Source organism: Reichenbachiella versicolor (assembly GCF_003171675.1).
In the GTDB taxonomy this organism is placed as follows: Bacteria; Bacteroidota; Bacteroidia; order Cytophagales; family Cyclobacteriaceae; genus Reichenbachiella; species Reichenbachiella versicolor.
Window position 1 is genome coordinate 698,527 of record NZ_QFZQ01000002.1, and the last position, 20,484, is coordinate 719,010.

A 20,484-nucleotide genomic window follows, 5' to 3' on the forward strand; every position below is an offset into this window, starting at 1 on the left:
ACAAATACTTTTTCATTCATCGAAGAAAATGATTCATTCATCTAAGTATAGTACTAATTCATCTAAATAATAGTCAATAACCAACTAATTTCAGGCCCTTAGGATCAAATACCTCTTAATCTTGCGTTAAGTGAATAGCTTAAAATCTGTTTTTAAGGAGATATTCTTTAAAAACAATTTATTGGTGCAATTAAATTAAAATCTAATTATCCAGACCTATTAGACTATTACATGAAAGTTCCCCTGGATGAAAAACTTATACACTTTACTAATTTTCTTGCTAATTGGATTTAACCTTTCCGCACAGAACGGACCTGCTGGTATTGGAGATGGCACAGGAAGCTCTGGCCCTCGAAATGTCCTTTGGCTCGATGCCTCAACATTAAATCTATCTAATGACGATCCAATCACTATTTGGCCAGACCTTAGTGGAAATGGAAATGATCTTACCCAACAAGCTACAGACCCAGTTCCTTTCTTCAGAAACGATGGACTTGGAGGAGCTAACAATGTTGTTCGTTTTGATGGTACAGAACGTTATCTTACCATTACTGATGGTGACGCTACTGCATTAGATAATATTCCAGGCATTACCATTTATATTGTAGCTAATCTAGCTACCGTCGACACCAACCCTAGAGGTCTAATTTCAAAAAGAAACTCAGCAAACAACCAGTCAACTTATAGTTTATTTACTTGGACAGGTTCGGATCTCTACAATTATATTCAAACTAGTAGTAGAAATACACTTATCGGGACAAACCCATTATCAGGATCCACAAACTATATTATCAATCAAATTTTTGATGGAACCAATCAAGAACAGTTTATCTCTGGATCAAGTAATGGATCAGTTGTTCACCCAAACCCTGGATCAATTGCCAACTCATCGTCTACACTCTTCCTAGGAACACTTAATAATAACTATGGAACCTACATGGATGGTGATATGGCAGAAGTCATCATTTATGGAGAAGGGCTCAATGATGCTGAAAGAATTATTGTCGACAATTACCTATCTGCTAAATATAACATTGCTCTAGGTGCCAATGATTATTATACAGAAGGTAGCTATTCTAATAATGTAATAGGAATCGGAAACGATGGTACTGACAGCTACATGAGTAGTACTGGGAGTGGAGCAGGGTTAACGATAAGTGGTACAACTGGCGTCACTACCGAAACATTCGATGGTGGTGAATGGGTATTTGCAGGAAACGATGGAGGCTCTACTTTGTCAACTTTCGCAGATATCGCTGATGCTGATGTGAAAAGAATTAATAGAGTTTGGAAACTAGAAAAAACTGAAGGTGGCGCTAATCCCGGAACAGGAGTAACTTTGACTTTTAATATTTCAGACCTTGACCTATCAGGATTTACCAACTTCGTACTGTATAAAAGAACTTCAACAAGTGGAAACTTTACAAGTCTAGGACCAGCAGACGCTACTACTGCCACAGAGATCACTTTTAACCTTACTGATGCAGAAACAGATGACGCAGAGCAATACTTCACTATCGGATTTGACTCTTATTCTCCAGCTGGTGTAGATAGCAACTTAGCGCTCTGGTTAGATGCTAACACTGGTGTAACCACTACAGGTTCTCAAGTTTCAAACTGGGAGGATCAAAGTAGCAATACTAATAGTGCAAATGACCCATCAACTCTATCATCTTATAATACTTCTCAAACTAACTTCAACGCAGGATTACAATTCGATGGAGATGCTACTTCTCTAGAAGGATCAGTTACTAAAGTCAACAATGACCTTACTATTTTCACAGTTTATCAAGACAATGCTGCAAACAACTCTGCAGGAGTATTACTTGACTTAGGAGGATTTTCAATAGCTGACAATTCTTACAATGGAGGGGCAGCCTTTTCTTCAAACATTACAAAAAACCAACCTGCTATCGTCACTATTGATCATCCTGCAGGGACTACCGCAGATATATACGTAGATGGAAATAGTTTTGAATCTAGCTACACTACTACCTCCTCTCCCACTGCTGGACTGTATAATTATGTTCTAGGCGATGACGCAGATGGTAGTAATACTTTTTCCGGAACACTCAATGAAACGATAATTTATGACGGTTCAGTTTCACCTTCTGACCGCGAAGAAATCGAATCTTATTTGGCTATTAAATATGGTATCACATTAGGTCACGATTATTTGAACAGTACAGGAACGATAGTTTTTGATGTTGATAATTCTACAGCTAATGATGGCTATGAAAGCGGAATCACGGCTATAGGGACAGATTACGACTCTAGACTTATTCAAAATATAAGTTCATCAAGTAGTGATATCGTTGTACTATCTACTGAAAATGATTTTTCAAGTTCAAATGATAATGTTTCTACCTCATTAGCTGATAATGAATTCTTATTCATCTCCAATGATGGTGGCTCCACTAGTTTGACTACGATAGATGGAAATAGTAGAGTGCCAAGAGTCTGGAAAGTCAATGAGACCAATAATCCTGGATCAGTATTTTTAGGAATACCTACATCACTATATACTCTAGACTCCATGTGGGTTTCTACAGATCCGACGTTTGCTACAGGAGTTACCAGAATAGCACTAACCAACTCAGGATCTTTCAACTCAGTCACATATGATTTTACAGATGGAGACTATTTCACATTCACGGCTGACCAAATTCTAAGTACAGAAAATGAAAACCTAAGAGTTTGGCTAAAAGCTGACAGAGGAGTCAATACCTCAGCTTCTGAAGTGACACTATGGGAAGATCAAAGTATACATGGGAGCGATGCTAACAATGACGATACTGAATTCGATTCTCAAGGCGACCTCAGCACTCAAAATGAAGATGCTGTAGCCTACAATGAAAATGGGCTCAATTTCAACCCGTCGATTTCATTTGCCAATGATGACCGACCTATTACAGGTTCATTCAATACTACAGAAGCTGGTGCCACTATTTTTATTGTAGGAAGAAGCGAAGATAACAGTGGAACAGATGATGCATGGTTTGACACCTATGAAGATGGTCAGCCTAATGGCGCCGGTGTCAGAACATATTTTTTCGAAACCCAATACAATGGTGGAGGGACTTTTAGTACCAACCTTGCAGAAGACATTGGAACTATATACACTATAGAACACAGATCAGATGCTACAGCTGACATATACGAAAATGGCGTTTCTTTTGAAACTGGACTATCAGTTTCCAATAATATGGGAGCTGGAGTAACTAGACATTATGTACTAGGTGACGACGCTACTGGAGGCAATGAATTCTCAGGCCAACTTTCAGAGTTTATGTTCTTCCAAAGCACACTTTCAGCTGAAGATAGAGTTGCCATAGAATCTTATTTAGCAATTAAATACAGTATTAGACTAAGTAGCGATTATGTCAATACAGATAAACAAGTAGTTTTCGATCTAAACACTACTCATAATGATAACTTTGAAAATAACATCGTAGCAATAGCTCGCGAAGATATCTTAGGGTTAGATCAAAAAGTTTCCAAAAGTGAATCAGGCTCTTTGATACTAGCATTAGAAGACGACTTCGAAAGCTTCAACCTAGACCGTTCTATTTCTCTATCAGATAAGCAATATGTTTTTGCATCAAGTAATGTAGGTTCATTAGCAGCTGATTCTAGTTATAGAACTGGTACCAATAACAGAATTGGTAGAAAGTGGAAGATAAATGAAACTAATAGTCCAGGGTCTATTTTCGTAGGAATTCCTGACAACGTCGCATCCGACTTAAATGTTTTGATTGTTTCTTCGGATTCTACTTTTGCATCTTCTACTGAAGTATTATTAACTCAAGAAAAAGGATTCTATTACGCCTCGTATGACTTTAGTGATGGAGATTACTTCACTTTTGCTAATTCCGAAGCACCAGCAGGTATCTCTGCAGGTTTGAAACTTTGGTTGGCAGCTGATCAAGGAGTTACAGACGTTTCAGGCGATGTGAGTGATTGGGCAGACATCAGTGGTAATGCCAATGATGCAACTACACCTGGAACCGACCCTACCATAATCGCTAGCAGTCTAAACTACAACCCTGCTATAAACTTCACAGCAGCAGGAAACAGAGTTCAGGGATCTTTCACTTCAGGATCAGACAGCTTGACTGTTTTCATAGTAGCAACTGATTCAAGTGCAGCAGCATCTGGCAATGTACTTTTTGAACTAGACGATACAGTTACACCTCTTACTTTCACTGATGGCGCCTATGGTGGTGTTTCATTCAGTGGTGACATATCTAAAGAAGAACCTTTAGTCATTACAGTGACTCAACCAGAAGGAAGTGGACCGGCCAGTATATACCAAAATGGCGGGTCATTCGAAAGTTCTATCACCCCTGCAGCCTTCAGCGCTAATACCTATTCATATGCATTAGGAGAAAATGTAGGTGGAGGAAATGGTTTCACAGGAATCATATCTGAATTCATTGTATACGATTCAGCTTTAAGCGACACTGAAAGAAATATTGTAGAAAGCTACTTAGCCATCAAGTATGCTCTTCCTATCTCTTCCGATGTAGTCGCCTCCGATGGTACCACCGTCTTAGACGCAACAGCAAGTGCAGGATATCTTGAAAATATGGTAGCTCTAGCCAATGACTCAAGAACTTTCCTAGACCAAAAGGTGGCTAAATCAATCAATGATTCATTGTATATCGCTATGGAAGAAGACTTTAGTTCAGGTAATACTGGCAGAACTTCCACTTTCAATGACAATGAATATTTGATCATCACCAATGATGGCGGAGACTTCCTTTTAAACAATAACTACAGCTCAGGAACTAACAATAGACTGGAAAGAATTTGGAAGGTTCATGAGCACAACAATCCTGGCTCTGTTTTCTTAGCATTACCAAATACTGGCGTATTTACAGGACTCCAGTCAATGTTGATATCAAGTGATCCAACATTTGCAACGGGCGTATTAGAAAGAACAATTACCACTTCTGGTGGATACCAAATAGTAGAAGCAGATCTTTCAAATGGTCAATACTTCACCTTTACCACAGATGCTGTACAAAGTAATATCTGGTACAGTTACTTATCAGGCAATTGGTCTGACCCAGGCAACTGGACACTAGATGGTGCATTATCGGCTCTTTATGTTAATCCAAACGGTGAAATACCAGCCGAAGGAGACACCGTAGTAATTACATCTGGTAGAAGCATAGTCAACGATATCAATGGTATCAACATTAGAAAAATTGAAATCATCGGAACACTCGACATCGGAGAGACTTCTGGCCACAACTTCAGATATATAGAAGGAGCTGGTACACTTAGAATAGCCGGTGCTAGTGGTAAAGACAACTATCCTATGGGAGTTGACACTCTATTCTATGATGCCACAGAAGGAGGTACAGTTGAGATCTATGGTGATGGTATTGAAATTGATACTATTAGAAGATACAACAACCTAAACATTGAGTTAACTGCAAGTAATGATGAAGTTATCCAAGTATCTGACAGTGTATATGTATTTGGAAATTTAACCATCAATCAAGGAAACTATCAAATCAATGATAACAGCGGAACTGATAATTTGGCACTTGGAATTTACGGTAACCTACTTATTGAAAGCAATGGTAAAATGAGTGCGGGTCTAGGAAATGCTAGACACGAACTTAACTTGTTAGGGGACTTTGAAAATAATGGTGATGTCAGACTTACGCAGCGAACCACTCCTAACAATGGCAGCGAAGCGACTGATGGAATTGTGGATCTAAATTTAATAAGTAGCAACTCTGACCAAAACCTCAATTTTAGAGCTGGATCTACTGCCATGATCTATAGAATCGAAATTGACAAAGGCGTAGATGCAACATATACAGCCAGTCTTAATGCTGATGAAATAAACAACTTCAGTCTCATAGGATATGCTGATGATAGTCATTCAAGTACCTCTCAGTTAACAGTTAACAATAATAAGCTAGGCCTACTATACGGAACTGTAGAAATAGGAAACAATATTTCTATTGATCAATTGAGTTCTGGCAACTACAATGTTTCAGAAGGAGCCAAATTGACTGTAAATGGTGGTGCTATTGAAAGTACTGGATGGATTGTTACCTATGGAGCTTTTGAAATAAGCTCAGGGTTAGTCGACATGAACAGTGGAGCAGTTTCTAGAGAGTCAGGCAGTTTCTTAATTGACGGTGGAACTTTGAATTTGGGTCACTTCAGAACTTCTCAAAACGGATTTGGTAGTGATGGCTCTTGGACACAAAATGGAGGTATCGTCAATATCGATGGACGAAACAACGGTGGCGAATACTATGCATTTAGTTGGACATATGAAACTTGTAGCTACACTATGACGGGTGGTGAACTGAACGTATCATCTGCAAACAATGTGAACAACAATGGTATCTTCCTAAACATTGCTAATGAAAACCAAACAGTGACAGGTGGTACGGTTACTTTAGACATGGTTCATGATGACTTGGACAGCATGGTCATTACATCCAATGTGCCGTTCTACAACTTAATCCTTAGACAGACTGGAACGAATGCCAATACCGATGCCAAAATTATTATTGATGAGGGTAACTCAGGAGGTGGAGCGCCAGACGGTGTTACACTTACTGCCCAAACTTTAAAAGTACTTAATGATTTTACTATTGAAGACGGTGTAGAGTTCGACACGAATGATACTGATGTTGAAATCGGAGGTTCATTGACTATCGGTTCAGGAACTACGGTTGACTTCGATGGAGCTGAAGTTACCTTCAATCAGTCAAACAATGCACAAATCAGCTTGAACACTGGAGCTACCTTAGCACTTGACACTTTGGTTTTGAATAAAACAAATGAAAGAAGCTTCTTGACTATGAATTCTGGAGAAGCTACCATTCTACAAATAGACCAATTACTCAACGTAACTTCAGGAAACCTTGACCTTTCTACATTTGATATTAGAGTAGAAAACGCACTTAGCGTATCGGATACAATCGGAGCTACTAGCAATACAGGACAACTTTACTTCAATGGCCCTGCCGCTCAAAGCATATCGTCATCTAATGGTTTCATTTATGATCTTCAAATAAATAATTCTAACGGTACAACATTATCTGGAGACTTGACTATTGATGATTTGATATTGGATGCTGGGGTGTTTGATATTGGTATCTCTAGACTAACATCACAGAGCTCTATTACTACTAATACAGCCTTTGATGTTACTAACATGATCCAAACAGATGGTAACGTTTCTGATGGTGGTTTAGAAGTATACGTAGATGCCCAAGGCACATATCTATACCCAATTGGAACTGATGCTAATTCAGAAACAAAGTATACCCCAGTTGAAGTAGACGTCTCAGCTAACTATTCTGACGACGGATACATAGCATTCAGTATTTCAGACAATGAACTACCTACTCTCCAAGCTACAGGAAATGCCCTTTCATACTTCTGGAGAGCTAACCATAGAGAGTTTACGAATACTACCAACTTGATTAGTCAGTATAGATTTACCTATGACAATCGAGATACATTCGATGGTACTCAATTGGCAGGAACGGACGATCATTTCCCTGGATATGTATTAGATGAAGATCCATTTACAACTGTAAGACTCACCTCAGAAGTTGATGCTACGAATACCATTACTTTCGATGGCAACCTAGCATTGGTTGATAATGTATCTCAAACTGGTTCAGTTCAGGATTTTGATCTGGTAAACGCCAACTATACTGCAGGTACCAATGATAAATTTGCAGGTGCAGTAGAAGTCTACTACAACATTCAGAATGTAACAGGGAGTTGGAATAATAACTCCACTTGGTTTGAAGACGCAGCACGAACCATTGCAGCCAGTGATTACCCTCGAGCTGGCGATATTGCGGTCATCAGTGGGAATAATTTTGGTGATGCAGTAAATGTTAACGGTACCCAGGAAGCTGCACAAATCATATTTGAGCAAACTGGAACTTATAACGATCTGGAAAGCTTAGCAAGACTAAGATTCTCACCTACGGATCAACTTACCGTAGGATCAATATCTGGTGAAGGAGACATATATCTCCAGCGAAACCTAACAAATGCTGCTACATTAAATGCAGATATTGGAGATTTTGCTGAAAACGAAAGAAGTGTAATAATTATTTATCTAACTGAAGATGGTAGTTATACAATTACAGAGTCTGAGTTCTTTACGGTACTTCCTACATTAAGGCTTTATGGTCAGCTAGACAATTACTCTAGAGAAATATCATTTGACTATGATTTCACTGCTAAAAACTTGTCCATTGACGGTGAAGCATCTCTTCTTATTGGAGGTAACTATACTGTAGAAAACCTTACTGAACTTGGCTTTACAGGACCGGGTAGAATTAGATTCCCTAATGGTACAGAGTCATACACTTTTACTACAGGAGATCTAACAACTACAAATAATAAAAATTTCAATGATGAGAATACACAATCTATCGAGGTATTAGCAGGTAACACCAACGATATTGATCACCGATTAATAATTCAACAAGACTTCATCTTAGATTTCTTTGACGTTGAAAATGTAGGAGACAATGTCAATATCGACTTGTATAACTCTGAAACAGAAAACAATGTTATTCTAGAATTCCAAGGCACTGGCAATCATACTTTCAGAAATGACTTTAGTGACGCCGTTTCAAACATAGAACTGTATCAACTAGTAGTCAATAAAGGAGTATCAACGGATAATAGTATCGAAATCACTACTGATTTTACCCAAAATGCTGCTATTAATCAGCCACTAGACTTACAAAATGGGAATCTTATCTTAAATAATAGCGGTCTGAATGTTGAGATTGCAAATGGATCATCGTTCACTATCCCATCCACTGCAGGTCTAGAAGTTACAGATGGAACAGTCACAGCAAATAATGGCGACATTATTTTAGGCGGACTTCTTCGTGTAAACGGAGGTACGGTTGATCTCGATAATACAGACATAGAATACTCCAGTTCTGGAAGTTCCACAATAGAAGTATCAAGTGGTACACTTGAGGTCGGTGGACAAGTCCGAAGGTCATTAACATCTACAGATGGAATTTTGGTATACAGGCAAACCGGAGGAGATGTAGACATTGCCGTCGACGGTACATCAGACAATACCAGAGCAGCTTTTGAAGTTTTGAATAGTGGTAGTGAATTGACTCTCACAGGTGGAACGTTCAATATTGTAAGAGGAGTCACAGGAGACACTAATGAGTCACTAGAGCTTGATCCTACTACTTACGACCTTACAGGTTCGACTATTTCGATATTCGAAAATCTAGGAGCAGATTATGGATCAAACTATTTCAATATCAAGTCTACTATTCCATTGAATAATTTGACAATAGACAATACAATAGATCTTCCCGATGTAAGACAATACACTCAAGGGCTACAAGTAAACGATTTAACCATTAATACAAATCAAGCATTTTTAGCCAATGGGTTCAATTTAGCAGTAAGTGGAAACTTTACTAACAATGGTTCATATACGAATACTACTGCTGAGACAGATATTGCAGGATCCGCAGCTCAAACGATAGGTGGATCTGGAAGCTTCGACATTTATGATCTAAGAAAAAGTGGAGCTGGATCAGCAGACCTTACAGTCAGTCTAGATTTAGGTCATGACTTTCACCTAGACGCAGGTATACTCGATATAGCTAGTAATTCTATTTCACTGCAAAATGATGCGTTCATAGAAGGTACATTAACCAACTCAGGAGGAAATGGACTGGTATTTAATGGAGTCAGTAATCAAGATTTACATGGCGCTATAAACAGCACCGTTAGCATAGGTACAGTTACTATCAATAACGCAGCTGGAATAGACATTCCTGAAGGAAATGGCTATGACTTTGATATCACTGAAAATCTAAGACTAGACGGTGGTGTGTTCAATATAGGAGGTAGTTTGGTGACATTAACTAGAGGAGCGACTATTACTGAGGTTAGCCCATTCAACGTTAATAATATGATTCAAACTAACAGTTCATTTACAGATAATGGATTGAAACTTGAATTTCATACTGTCGACGCGGATACGTCTTTATTCTTCCCTATCGGTGAATTGAAATACACACCTGTAGATTTCAATCTTGATGCTGGTACTACTCAAGGCGGTATCCGAATAAGACCGGCTAATGAGATGCACCCTACTATCATTGATGATGTAGAATCAGGAGAACCGTCTATTGTAGATCAGGATAACGTTCTTCAATATCACTGGATCGTAGTAGCAGAAGACTTAACCAATGCTAATGGTTCAGCAGTATTTACATATGATCATGATGATATAGAAGTTACAGTCCCATACGACACTACCAATTACATCTCAGCAAGGCTACTATCCAATGATATAAACTGGGACAAATTTGCTCCAACGGAGTTTTTAGGGGCTTCAACATCATTTAGAGTTCCTTTGAGCAATTTCACCTCTAGTGATATTACAGGGGATTATACTGCTGGTGTCGGTTCATCAGACGGAATCAACAATGATATAGAAGGAGCTATTCCTGATCAATTAGCACAATATATTTCATCATATAGTGGTGCAGGCATCTATAGTACAGACGGCAGCTGGACTCCAGTTGGTAGCTCTCCTACCTTATCATCAGGAATCGGCCCAGTAGGTGCTCAAGTGACCATTTCTGGTGGCGACGACGTCTCTCTTAATATTTCCAATATCAGATTATACTCTGTACATCTGGAAGAAGGATCAATCTTAAGAGTCCCTAATGGAACTCTTAACAACAGGCTAGGAACAGTAACTGGAACAGGTACTATTATAGTTGAAGATACTGAACTACTGCCTACGGGAGAGTACAGTGATTTCTTTGGGTGTTCAGGTGGTACCATCCAATATTCAGGAACGACCGACTACAATATCCTTGCAGGTATTTCTCAAGTAAGAAAAGTTATACTTGAGGGAACAGGTATCCGAACTATGCCCAATAACAATGTATCCATCTGTGATACGCTTGAATTAAATGGACCTACGGTAAGCTTTGAATTGGGGGTAACATATAGCATCGGTGATGCAGAAGATGATAGAATGGAAATCCAAGCAGGTTCTTTCTCATTATCCAATAGTACGAATATCGATTTGACGGGAGATTTCATCATGTCAGGAGGATCATTAGTAGGTGAAGCAGGTTCCTCTTTAGCTATCAGTAGTGATCTAAACCTAAGTGGCGGAACTATTGATTTCAATGGCACCGATGTGACATTCGATGGTACTACGGCTCAAAACATAGATGGAGACTTCACAAGTGGGCAGGCATTCGATGATCTAACCATCAACAATTCAAGTAGTACTGGTGTAACACTGAACAGTGGTGATATTGAAATAGACGGAACACTATCTCTTACCGATGGTTTACTTAACGTAACAGCTTCAGAGTCTTTAACCATTAACTCCTCTGGAGATTGGGCTGATGCCTCTGCTGCAAGTTATGTAAATGGTCCCTTGACTAAGGACAATCTCGGAGCTGCTGACAATTACACCTTCCCTATCGGTTCATCAAGTAGAATAGGAACTATTAGGTTAGAAAACATAGCAAACGGTTCACAAAACTGGACAGCTAGTTATTCAGGTTCCAATGGTGATGTCAGTGAGCCAATCAATACTGCGATCAATGTGGGCTACGGAATAATGAACAATGTCAGCGGAATAAACTCATGGACAGTTACACCTTCTGGATCAAATACTGCTTTCGTAGAACTCTCAGTAGTCTCTAGTATGGGAATAGTAGACCTAGCTGAAATAGTAGTAGCAGAGTTTGATGGTCCTTCATCTGGAGAATGGGTCAACCAAGGAGGGTCAAATACAGGAACGATTAGTAGTGGAACTGTCACCTCTCAATCAGTATCAGACTTCTCTGGAACAAGATTCACTTTTGGAGCATTGACCACTACAGCCACACCTGTAGATTTGATATACTTCTCAGCTGAACCTACTGAAAATAACATCAAATTATCTTGGGCGACTGCTTCAGAGATTGACAATAGTCATTTTGAAATTGAAAGATCATTTGACGGGACGACTTACGAGTATATTGGAGAAGTAGAAGGTGAAGGAACTACAAATAACAAAACTGAATATGACTACTTGGATAAAGATTATTTCATTGGCACAGCCTATTATAGACTAGTACAAGTTGACCTAGACGGGGTGACTACTATCTACGGTCCAGTGAAAGCAGTAAGACCTCAAGATGATCGACCTCTGGACTTACTCATCTTCCCTAATCCAACAATAGGATCTAATATCAATGCAATCCTTTCTAATGTAGTTGATAATTCTCCTATCAATGTTGTAATGGTTAGCATGGACGGAACCATAGTTGTCAATGAAGTTATATCTCCACAAGTAGGTGAAATGAGATTTTCAATTGACCCTAAATCGATATTGAGTTCTGGCTTATATCAAATCATTTTGAAACAGGGATCGATTCAAATAAACAGAAAAGTGATTATAAAATAAGCTTCATTGAAAGTGTCAAAAGTTATAGAATGAATGTTATTAGCTTATACCAAAAGCTAGGAATCATTTGAATCTTAGATACTAAGAAATGTAAAAACAACCTTCCCTCTTACCAACACTTGTCCCTTATGCTTGACAAGTGTTGGTAAGCATAAGGGAAAGAATCTGTCAAGCATAGTTGACAAATACCACCAAGCCAAACCTCCAAAATGTACATCGAAGATTACTTACATTATCATTCCACTCTTGCTTGACACAAGTAATTAACCTTTGTACACTTTTTTATTTACATTTATAAATTCGTGTACAAAAAACCATTAGAGAAAAGCAAGACTCAAATTGTACACGAATATTTAGATACGATTTTAATCGTGTACAAAGATTCTAAATGATATCAATAGCTCTGAACTAACTGATTTTAAACACATCGGCAAAACGTCGTGGAATCAACCCCAGAGGACCAACGCCCTGCGATTAAAAAAGAAGTGTGTAACTAATAATTGGACTACTTTTTAACAAAGCTCTCTGCAAACTCCTGCCCTTCTATCATGATTCCATAATCTCCTGGGCGCAAAAGACGCAAAGGAATGTATTTCCCTTGACCCTGTAGAATAACATCTCCCCTACTATCCAAAATTTCATAACGAGCAGCTCTAGATAGAGTAATACCTTCAGTCACAGATTTGGGTGAGAATGTAATCAGCTCAGGATAATACAATACCTCTTGTTCGAATGAATATATATACCTTCCATCTGGAAGTATATACTTTACTCTATACTTATTGCCACCAGAATAGTGTTCCGGAAAGTATGCATATCTAGCACCATTAAACTTCCCCTTAGCAGGTTGTTCTTTTACCACATTCCACAAACCATTGTGTAATTGTTCCACCTCATACTTCCCTCCTAATGCATCACCTTTGGTATACCAATGAAGAAGTGTGTCATTGACTGTAACGCTATCAAACTTGAAGGAACTGTGATAAACAATAGCATCGGGATTGACAATACGAGGCTTGCAAAGTGTATCATGTTTGACCCTAATTACAACAGGAGAAAAAATCTGTATACCATCAAAAGGGACATTAATCGCAGTCAGCTTCAGATTAGCCTTAGTTTTCTTGCCATTAATATAAATATCACTGACACAAAACCTACCAGAGTCAGCAAGGTAAGGGTTTCTAATATATAACGACTCTCCCTGATTCACTCCCGACATCAGTAGCTCCTGAGCAGACAATGAAAAAGTCCAAAATAATAAAACAAGCAAAAAGAGTCTTCGCATTTTCAACTTTGAATTATTCGTAAATTTGGCAATAATTTTTACTTAAACGAAGAATCAACTAAAAATAATACAATTCAAGATCTACTCTTTTTACAGATTTCTTCGTAAAGTAGTATCCTAAGTGTAACAACCGTTGGTCGTATTCTGTTAGATTTACAAATCACTATTCGAAGTATGAGAAAAGTATATCTTATATTCTGCATTCTATTCCTGCTGGCTACCTCGGCAAAAGCATCCTATTTATTCCTTCCAATGGATGAATCTCAAAGCAACCATTTGAAGGCTTATGGTATAGCTTATTGGGTCTTACAAAAAGAAGTAGAAGTCGATTGGCTTCTTAATTATAAAGGTGGTGCCTTTATGTTTAAATACGCTCAGTCATTTGAGAATGAATTAATCATAAGAGGAGTCAGCTATCAGGTAATTTCTGATGCGCAATCAACAGCTATATTAACAGAAATATCAAGCCCTGCATCCAACATGGATGCAATGAAACTAGAGAAGTACCCTAAAATTGCAGTTTACTCTCCTAAGAGCAAACAGCCTTGGGATGATGCAGTTACACTAGTATTGACTTATGCTGAAATCCCATATGACGTAGTCTTTGATGACGAACTAATGTATGAGGAATTACCAAAATACGATTGGCTACATCTTCATCATGAAGACTTCACTGGGCAATACGGTAAATTTTACAGAGTATACCAACATTATCCTTGGTATCAACAACAACAAAGAGACTATGAAGCTTCAGCGAGAAAACACGGCTTCAGCAAGGTTTCACATCTCAAATTAGCCATCGTTAAGAAAATACAAAGTTTCGTTGCAGGAGGCGGCTTTCTATTTGCAATGTGCTCTGCTACTGACACTTATGATATTGCCTTAGCTACCGAAGGAGTAGACATCTGCGAACACATGTTTGATGGTGATCAAATGGATCCAAACGCACAGTCTAAACTTGACTTCAATAAAACTTTTGCCTTCAAGGACTTCAAGTTAGAAACCAACCCATATGTATATGAGTTTTCTAACATCGATACACATCCTAATCAAAGAGGGTTAATGGAACGCAATGATTACTTCACCCTTTTTGAATTCTCTGCCAAATGGGATCCAATACCTACTATGCTCACCCAAAATCATCAACACATCATCAAAGGATTTATGGGACAAACAACAGCCTTTAAAAAACCTTTAGTAAAGTCAGATGTAGTAGTATTAGGAGAAACCAAGTCAATAAATGAAGCCAAATACATTCATGGAATTTATGGAAAAGGCTTTTGGACATTTTATGGAGGGCATGACCCCGAAGACTATCAACACATGGTAGCAGAAGAGCCCACAGACCTTAATCTACACCCTAACTCTCCTGGTTATAGACTGATTTTGAACAACATTCTTTTTCCAGCTGCAAAAAAGAAAAAACAGAAAACCTAATAAGGTCAACCTAATTTAACATTGAAATATCGAGCTTTCTTGTAATTTTGGAATGACTCTATACGACTATTATTACTTAACAATTTACAATTCACCAACAAAAATTAAATCCTGAACGTATCTGTTCAGACTCAAACATTCATAATCATGGACAACCGTAAGTTTTTACCAATCATCCTTCTAGTAGCAGTAGGTATTTTCATTGTAACTGCACTTTCTAGCAGTCTATTTTATACCTTAGGTCCAGCTGAAAGAGCTGTAGTCTTTTACAAGTTCGGAGGAGGTTTAGACAAAGAAAATGTAGTTGGCCCAGGGTTTCATGTTAAAGCTCCTTGGAATACTGTTTACGTTTTCGATGTATCTGAAAACAAAGTAGAGGAAGGGATGGACGTCCTAGATAAAAATGGCCTTTCAATAAGCGTGGATGTTTCTGTTCGTTTCTCCCCTATGCCTGATAGGATCGGTTATATTCAGGAGACATTTCAAAGAGATTATATTGCTCGATTGGTAATTCCTGAAGTAAGATCATCAGTAAGACAAGTTATGGGTAGATACACTGCAGAAGAAATTTACTCCACTAAAAGATCTGAGGTAGAAACTGCTATTCAGAGTGAAACTGAAAAAGTTTTAGGTAATAAAAATAACAACGTGCAAATGCGCGCCCTTCTGATCAGATCGATCAATTTACCAGCACAGATTAAACAGGCTATTGAGAACAAACTACAGCAAGAACAGGAAGCTCTAGCATATCAATTTAGACTAGACAAGGAAAAGAGTGAAGCAGAAAGGAAACGCATCGCAGCAGAAGGTGAAGCTGCTGCAAATAAGATCGTTAATTCGTCTCTTACGCCAGAACTTTTAAAGATGAGAGGTATAGAAGCTACAAAAGAACTAGCCAATTCTCCAAATGCGAAAGTAGTGGTAGTTGGTAGTGGAAAAGACGGATTACCGTTAATCTTAGGGGGTAATTAAACTTCCAATTTAGGCCTTAATTGTATAGTTTCGCGGGATAATATTAGAAGTAGAAGTTAAAAAAATCAGTTAAATGTCAGAAATCGCAGAATTAAAAATAGGTGATAAAACCTATGAGCTGCCAACTGAGGTAGGTTCGGAAAAAGAATTAGCTATCAATGTAGGTAAGCTTAGGGCTCAATCTGGTGCGATCACTATCGATCCAGGTTTCAAAAACACAGGCTCAACAAGAAGCGCAATTACTTTCCTAGATGGAGAGCAAGGAATTTTGAGACACAGAGGTTACTCTATAGAAGAGCTGGCTGAAAAGTCTTCTTTCCTAGAAGTGTCATACTTGTTGATCTTTGGTGAGCTACCAACTGCTACTCAATTGGAAGAATTTCAAAGCGAAATTGCTGACCACATGCTGGTACATGAGGATATTAAAAAGATCCTAGATGGTTTCCCTGCTAGTGCTCACCCAATGGGAGTATTAAGTTCGCTAGTAACCTCTCAAACTGCGTTCTACCCAGAGTCTCTTGACCCTAACAGATCTTCTAAAGAAGTGATGCTTAGTATCATCAGAATCATCGCGAAGATGCCAACTTTCGCTGCTTGGGCATACAAAAACGAAATTGGTCAGCCAGTTATCTATCCAGATAGTAACCTCGATTACTGTAGCAACTTCCTTAAAATGATGTTCGCTAGACCTGGAATGAACTATGAGGTTGACCCAGTAGTAGCTAAAGCTCTAGACACACTATTAATTCTTCATGCAGATCATGAGCAAAACTGTTCTACGTCTACTGTTAGAATAGTAGGTTCTTCTCAAGCATCTCTTTATGCATCTTTATCTGCTGGTATTAATGCTCTGTGGGGACCTCTTCATGGTGGTGCTAACCAAGCTGTAATCGAGATGTTAGAGGCAATCAAAGAAGACGGTGGTGATACTGATAAATATTTAGCTAAAGCTAAGGATAAAAACGACCCATTCAGACTGATGGGATTTGGACACAGAGTATATAAAAACTTCGACCCAAGAGCTAGAATAATCAAAAAGGCTGCCGACGAAGTACTAGAAAAACTAGGTGTTAATGATCCTGTATTAGAAATAGCTAAAGGTTTGGAAGAAAAGGCATTAAACGATGAATACTTCGTTCAAAGATCACTCTATCCAAATGTAGACTTTTACAGTGGCATCATTTACAGAGCTTTGGGTATTCCTACCGAGATGTTTACAGTAATGTTCGCTCTAGGAAGACTTCCAGGCTGGATCGCACAATGGAAAGAAATGAGAGAGAATGGAGAACCAATTGGTAGACCAAGACAGGTTTACACAGGTGCTACATCTAGATCATATGTCGACATAAGCGGCAGATAATAAAAACAAAAATAACGTAGAGCCGTTCCGAATGCCGGAACGGCTTTTTTGTATCTAAATTTTCAAGTATGTATACTTTTTTACTTTACACTCATTCATGGCTAAGATGGATAATCTTGGCATTAGCAATTGTCAATATTGTGAAATCTTATTCTGGCTGGAAAGGAGCAAAACCTTACGACAAAGGGGCTAAAGGTCTGGGAGCGGCATTTGTAGGTACAATGGACCTTAACTTGCTAATTGGACTAGCGTTGTACTTTGTTTACTCTCCATTCGCATTTAATGCTTTTGGTAGTGGAGCAAACGTAATGAAAACTGCTAACCTTAGATACTGGGCAGTAGAACACATATTTGTTATGATTGCTGCAATTGCATTAGCTCATATCGGAAAGGCAAAAGCAAAGAAAATCACTGATAATGCTAAGAAATACAAAACTCAGTTTATCTTCTTTACCATTGCTTTGATATTAATGCTATCAAGAATTCCTTGGCATGAAGCGGGAAGACTATTTAGATTCTAAAAAGGCAGAATATTAAAATCTTCTTTAAGGGATCGATAGACCTTGTGAATAGGTAACCCCATCACAGTGTAATACGATCCCTTAATTTCATTTATAGCTACCATACCTATCCATTCTTGCACTCCGTACGCACCAGCCTTGTCATAGGGTTTGTATTTATCAATATAGAATCTAATTTCTTCTTCACTAAGTTCATTCATAGTTACTTTCACTATATCCGAAAAACTTACCTCCTTATCCACTGAAGAAATACAAACAGCCGAAATAACCAGATGATCACCGCCAATCATTGAATTAAGCATCCTAAAAGCATCCTTTTCATCCACTGGCTTTCCTAAAATTTCATCTTCAACTATCACTACAGTATCTGAAGTTAAAATAATCTCATCTTTCAGTTCCTTGCGGTAAGCTTTATTCTTCTTTTTCGCGATATATTCAGCTACTTCAAGTACTGGTATAGAATCATCAAATGACTCATCTACATCCAATGTTCTCACTGTAAATGCGAAGCCTGCTTCTCTCATAAGCTCCTGTCTTCTCGGGGAATTTGATGCAAGAATTAATTCTTTCATTTTTCTAAAATTTAGAATCGTGAATCTAGTGAATAAAGTGGTTTAAGATCAGACGTTAGAATAATCAGTTTAAAACATCAATTTAGCATTCCGTGACAAGAATCATTCAGAAAGGTTTCGTCAAAAATTAGCCTGAATATTAAATTCGAACTAAAATCAAGAATTGTATTCAAGGTTAAAATTCTTAATAAGACTTTAACAAAGGCCTATAATGGTCTGTATTGCCAATAAGATAAGATTTATTAACTTTGCGATCATTTTATAATTCACAGAATTAGAACAAAAAACAGTATTGAATGGATTTATTCGCAAAATTTTCAGAGGATAAAGGGCCTTTAGGTCAGCACTCTGATATGGATCACACTAATTTCTTTATGTTCCCTAAATTAGAAGGTCCAATTGCTCCCCGAATGATGTTTAGAGGTAAGGAAGTGTTAACGTGGAGTTTAAATAACTACCTGGGCCTAGCGAATCTTCCAGAAGTAAGAGAGGCAGATGCAAAAGCTGCTGCTGATTGGGGTCTTGCTTACCCTATGGGTGCAAGAATGATGACTGGAAATACAGCAGAGCATGAAGGCTTCGAAAAGGAACTAGCAGAATTTGTTAAAAAAGAAGATGCTATGTTACTTAACTTCGGATATCAGGGAATCATGTCCGTAATTGATGCGGTTTGCGGAAGAAAAGACGTAGTAGTATATGATGCAGAATGTCATGCATGTATAATAGATGGTTTGAGACTTCATGTTGGTAAGAGGTTTGTATACCAACATAATGATATGGAAAGCCTTGAAAAGCAGTTGGTAAGAGCTGATAAGCTTGCCAAAGAACAAGGTGGTGGACTACTAGTAATTACCGAAGGAGTATTTGGTATGTCTGGTAGCATGGGTAACCTTAAGGGAGTAACCGATCTAAAAGAAAAATTTGAGTTCAGACTATTAGTAGATGACGCTCATGGTTTTGGAACTATGGGTAAAACTGGTGCTGGTGCTGGTGAAGAGCAAGGTGTACAGGATAAAGTCGATCTTTACTTCTCCACTTTCGCCAAAGCAATGGCAAGTATTGGAGGTTTTGTGGCTGGTGAAAAAGATGTCATCGACTACTTAAGATACAATATGAGATCTCAAATCTTTGCTAAGTCTCTACCAATGGCCTTAACTATTGGTAATAGAAAAAGACTTGAGATGCTTAGAACAAAACCTGAGTTGAAAGATAACCTATGGAAGGTTGTAAATAAGCTACAGTCTGAATTGAAAGCCAATGGTTTCAACATCGGTAAGACTCAATCTCCTGTCACTCCAGTATTACTAAGTGGTGGATGGAAAGAAGCTGCTAATATGATACAGGACATCAGAAATGAGTTCAACCTGTTCTGTTCGATGATTGTTTATCCTGTGGTACCAAAGGATGTAATCATGCTTAGAATTATACCTACAGCAATGCATACACTAGAAGATGTAGACGAAACAATCAGAGTTTTCAAAGCTGTAAAAAACAAATTGGATACTGGCGTTTATAGGGACGCAGACGAACCAGTTTTCATCTAAAAACTAATACTTTTTAGCCCATTTTTTTAAAAAAATATGGGCTAACTCATTGTATTAGTCGATTTTAATATAAATTGCTCCCTCTTGTTTAATATTCAATAACCTTAAATAAATAAATAGTATGAAAAGATTTGAAGAAGTAAAGGACTTGATTCTTTCTTTGGAAGGCGACTTCGAAAAATTCTATGACAAGGAAAATCAAGCTGCTGGAACTAGAGTAAGAAAAGGAATGCAAGAACTTAAAAATTTGGCTCAAGAAATCAGAATTGAAGTTCAAGAGATCAAAAACAAAGCATAATCCACTTTGTTTAAAGACAT

Annotated in this window: 9 protein-coding genes; 7 read left to right on the forward strand and 2 right to left on the reverse strand. The window is 38.1% G+C overall.

Translation table 11 applies throughout. The annotated features are described in order from the left end of the window. Window positions 1-247 precede the first annotated feature (247 nt). Window positions 248-12,475, forward strand: a complete 12,228-nt coding sequence (locus DKG80_RS07605; RefSeq protein WP_109830714.1) for a T9SS type A sorting domain-containing protein — start codon at window positions 248-250, stop codon at window positions 12,473-12,475. A 505-nt stretch (window positions 12,476-12,980) separates the two neighbouring features. Here the strand turns inward: DKG80_RS07605 and DKG80_RS07610 are convergent. Next, entirely contained in the window at window positions 12,981-13,760 is a 780-nt protein-coding gene (locus DKG80_RS07610; protein WP_109830715.1) for a hypothetical protein, read from the reverse strand. Between the two features lie 174 nt (window positions 13,761-13,934). Between DKG80_RS07610 and DKG80_RS07615 the strand changes: the two genes are divergently transcribed. From DKG80_RS07615 to DKG80_RS07630, 4 genes are all read left to right on the forward strand, one after another. Further along, a complete protein-coding gene (locus DKG80_RS07615) occupies window positions 13,935-15,197 on the forward strand; it encodes an asparagine synthetase B (RefSeq protein ID WP_109830716.1) in 1,263 nt (420 codons plus the stop codon). Between the two features lie 147 nt (window positions 15,198-15,344). Continuing rightward, a complete protein-coding gene (locus DKG80_RS07620) occupies window positions 15,345-16,169 on the forward strand; it encodes a prohibitin family protein (protein WP_109830717.1) in 825 nt (274 codons plus the stop codon). A gap of 73 nt (window positions 16,170-16,242) precedes the next feature. Then, window positions 16,243-17,529 (forward strand): citrate synthase, encoded by a 1,287-nt coding sequence (locus tag DKG80_RS07625; protein WP_109830718.1) that lies wholly within the window; start codon window positions 16,243-16,245, stop codon window positions 17,527-17,529. 68 nt (window positions 17,530-17,597) lie between these two features. After that, on the forward strand, window positions 17,598-18,050 hold the full coding sequence (locus tag DKG80_RS07630; RefSeq protein ID WP_109830719.1) for a hypothetical protein: 453 nt from the start codon (window positions 17,598-17,600) through the stop codon (window positions 18,048-18,050). Here DKG80_RS07630 and DKG80_RS07635 read toward each other — a convergent pair. Then, window positions 18,047-18,622, reverse strand: a complete 576-nt coding sequence (locus tag DKG80_RS07635) for a Maf family nucleotide pyrophosphatase (RefSeq protein ID WP_109830720.1) — start codon at window positions 18,620-18,622, stop codon at window positions 18,047-18,049. The two genes, DKG80_RS07630 and DKG80_RS07635, sit on opposite strands and share 4 nt — an antisense overlap. 296 nt (window positions 18,623-18,918) lie before the next feature. Here DKG80_RS07635 and DKG80_RS07640 point away from each other — a divergent pair, with 296 nt between their 5' ends. Continuing rightward, window positions 18,919-20,166: an aminotransferase class I/II-fold pyridoxal phosphate-dependent enzyme gene (locus DKG80_RS07640; RefSeq protein WP_109830721.1), complete on the forward strand. Its 1,248-nt coding sequence runs from the start codon at window positions 18,919-18,921 to the stop codon at window positions 20,164-20,166. A gap of 121 nt (window positions 20,167-20,287) precedes the next feature. After that, window positions 20,288-20,464: a histone H1 gene (locus DKG80_RS07645; RefSeq protein ID WP_109830722.1), complete on the forward strand. Its 177-nt coding sequence runs from the start codon at window positions 20,288-20,290 to the stop codon at window positions 20,462-20,464. Window positions 20,465-20,484: the final 20 nt, after the last annotated feature.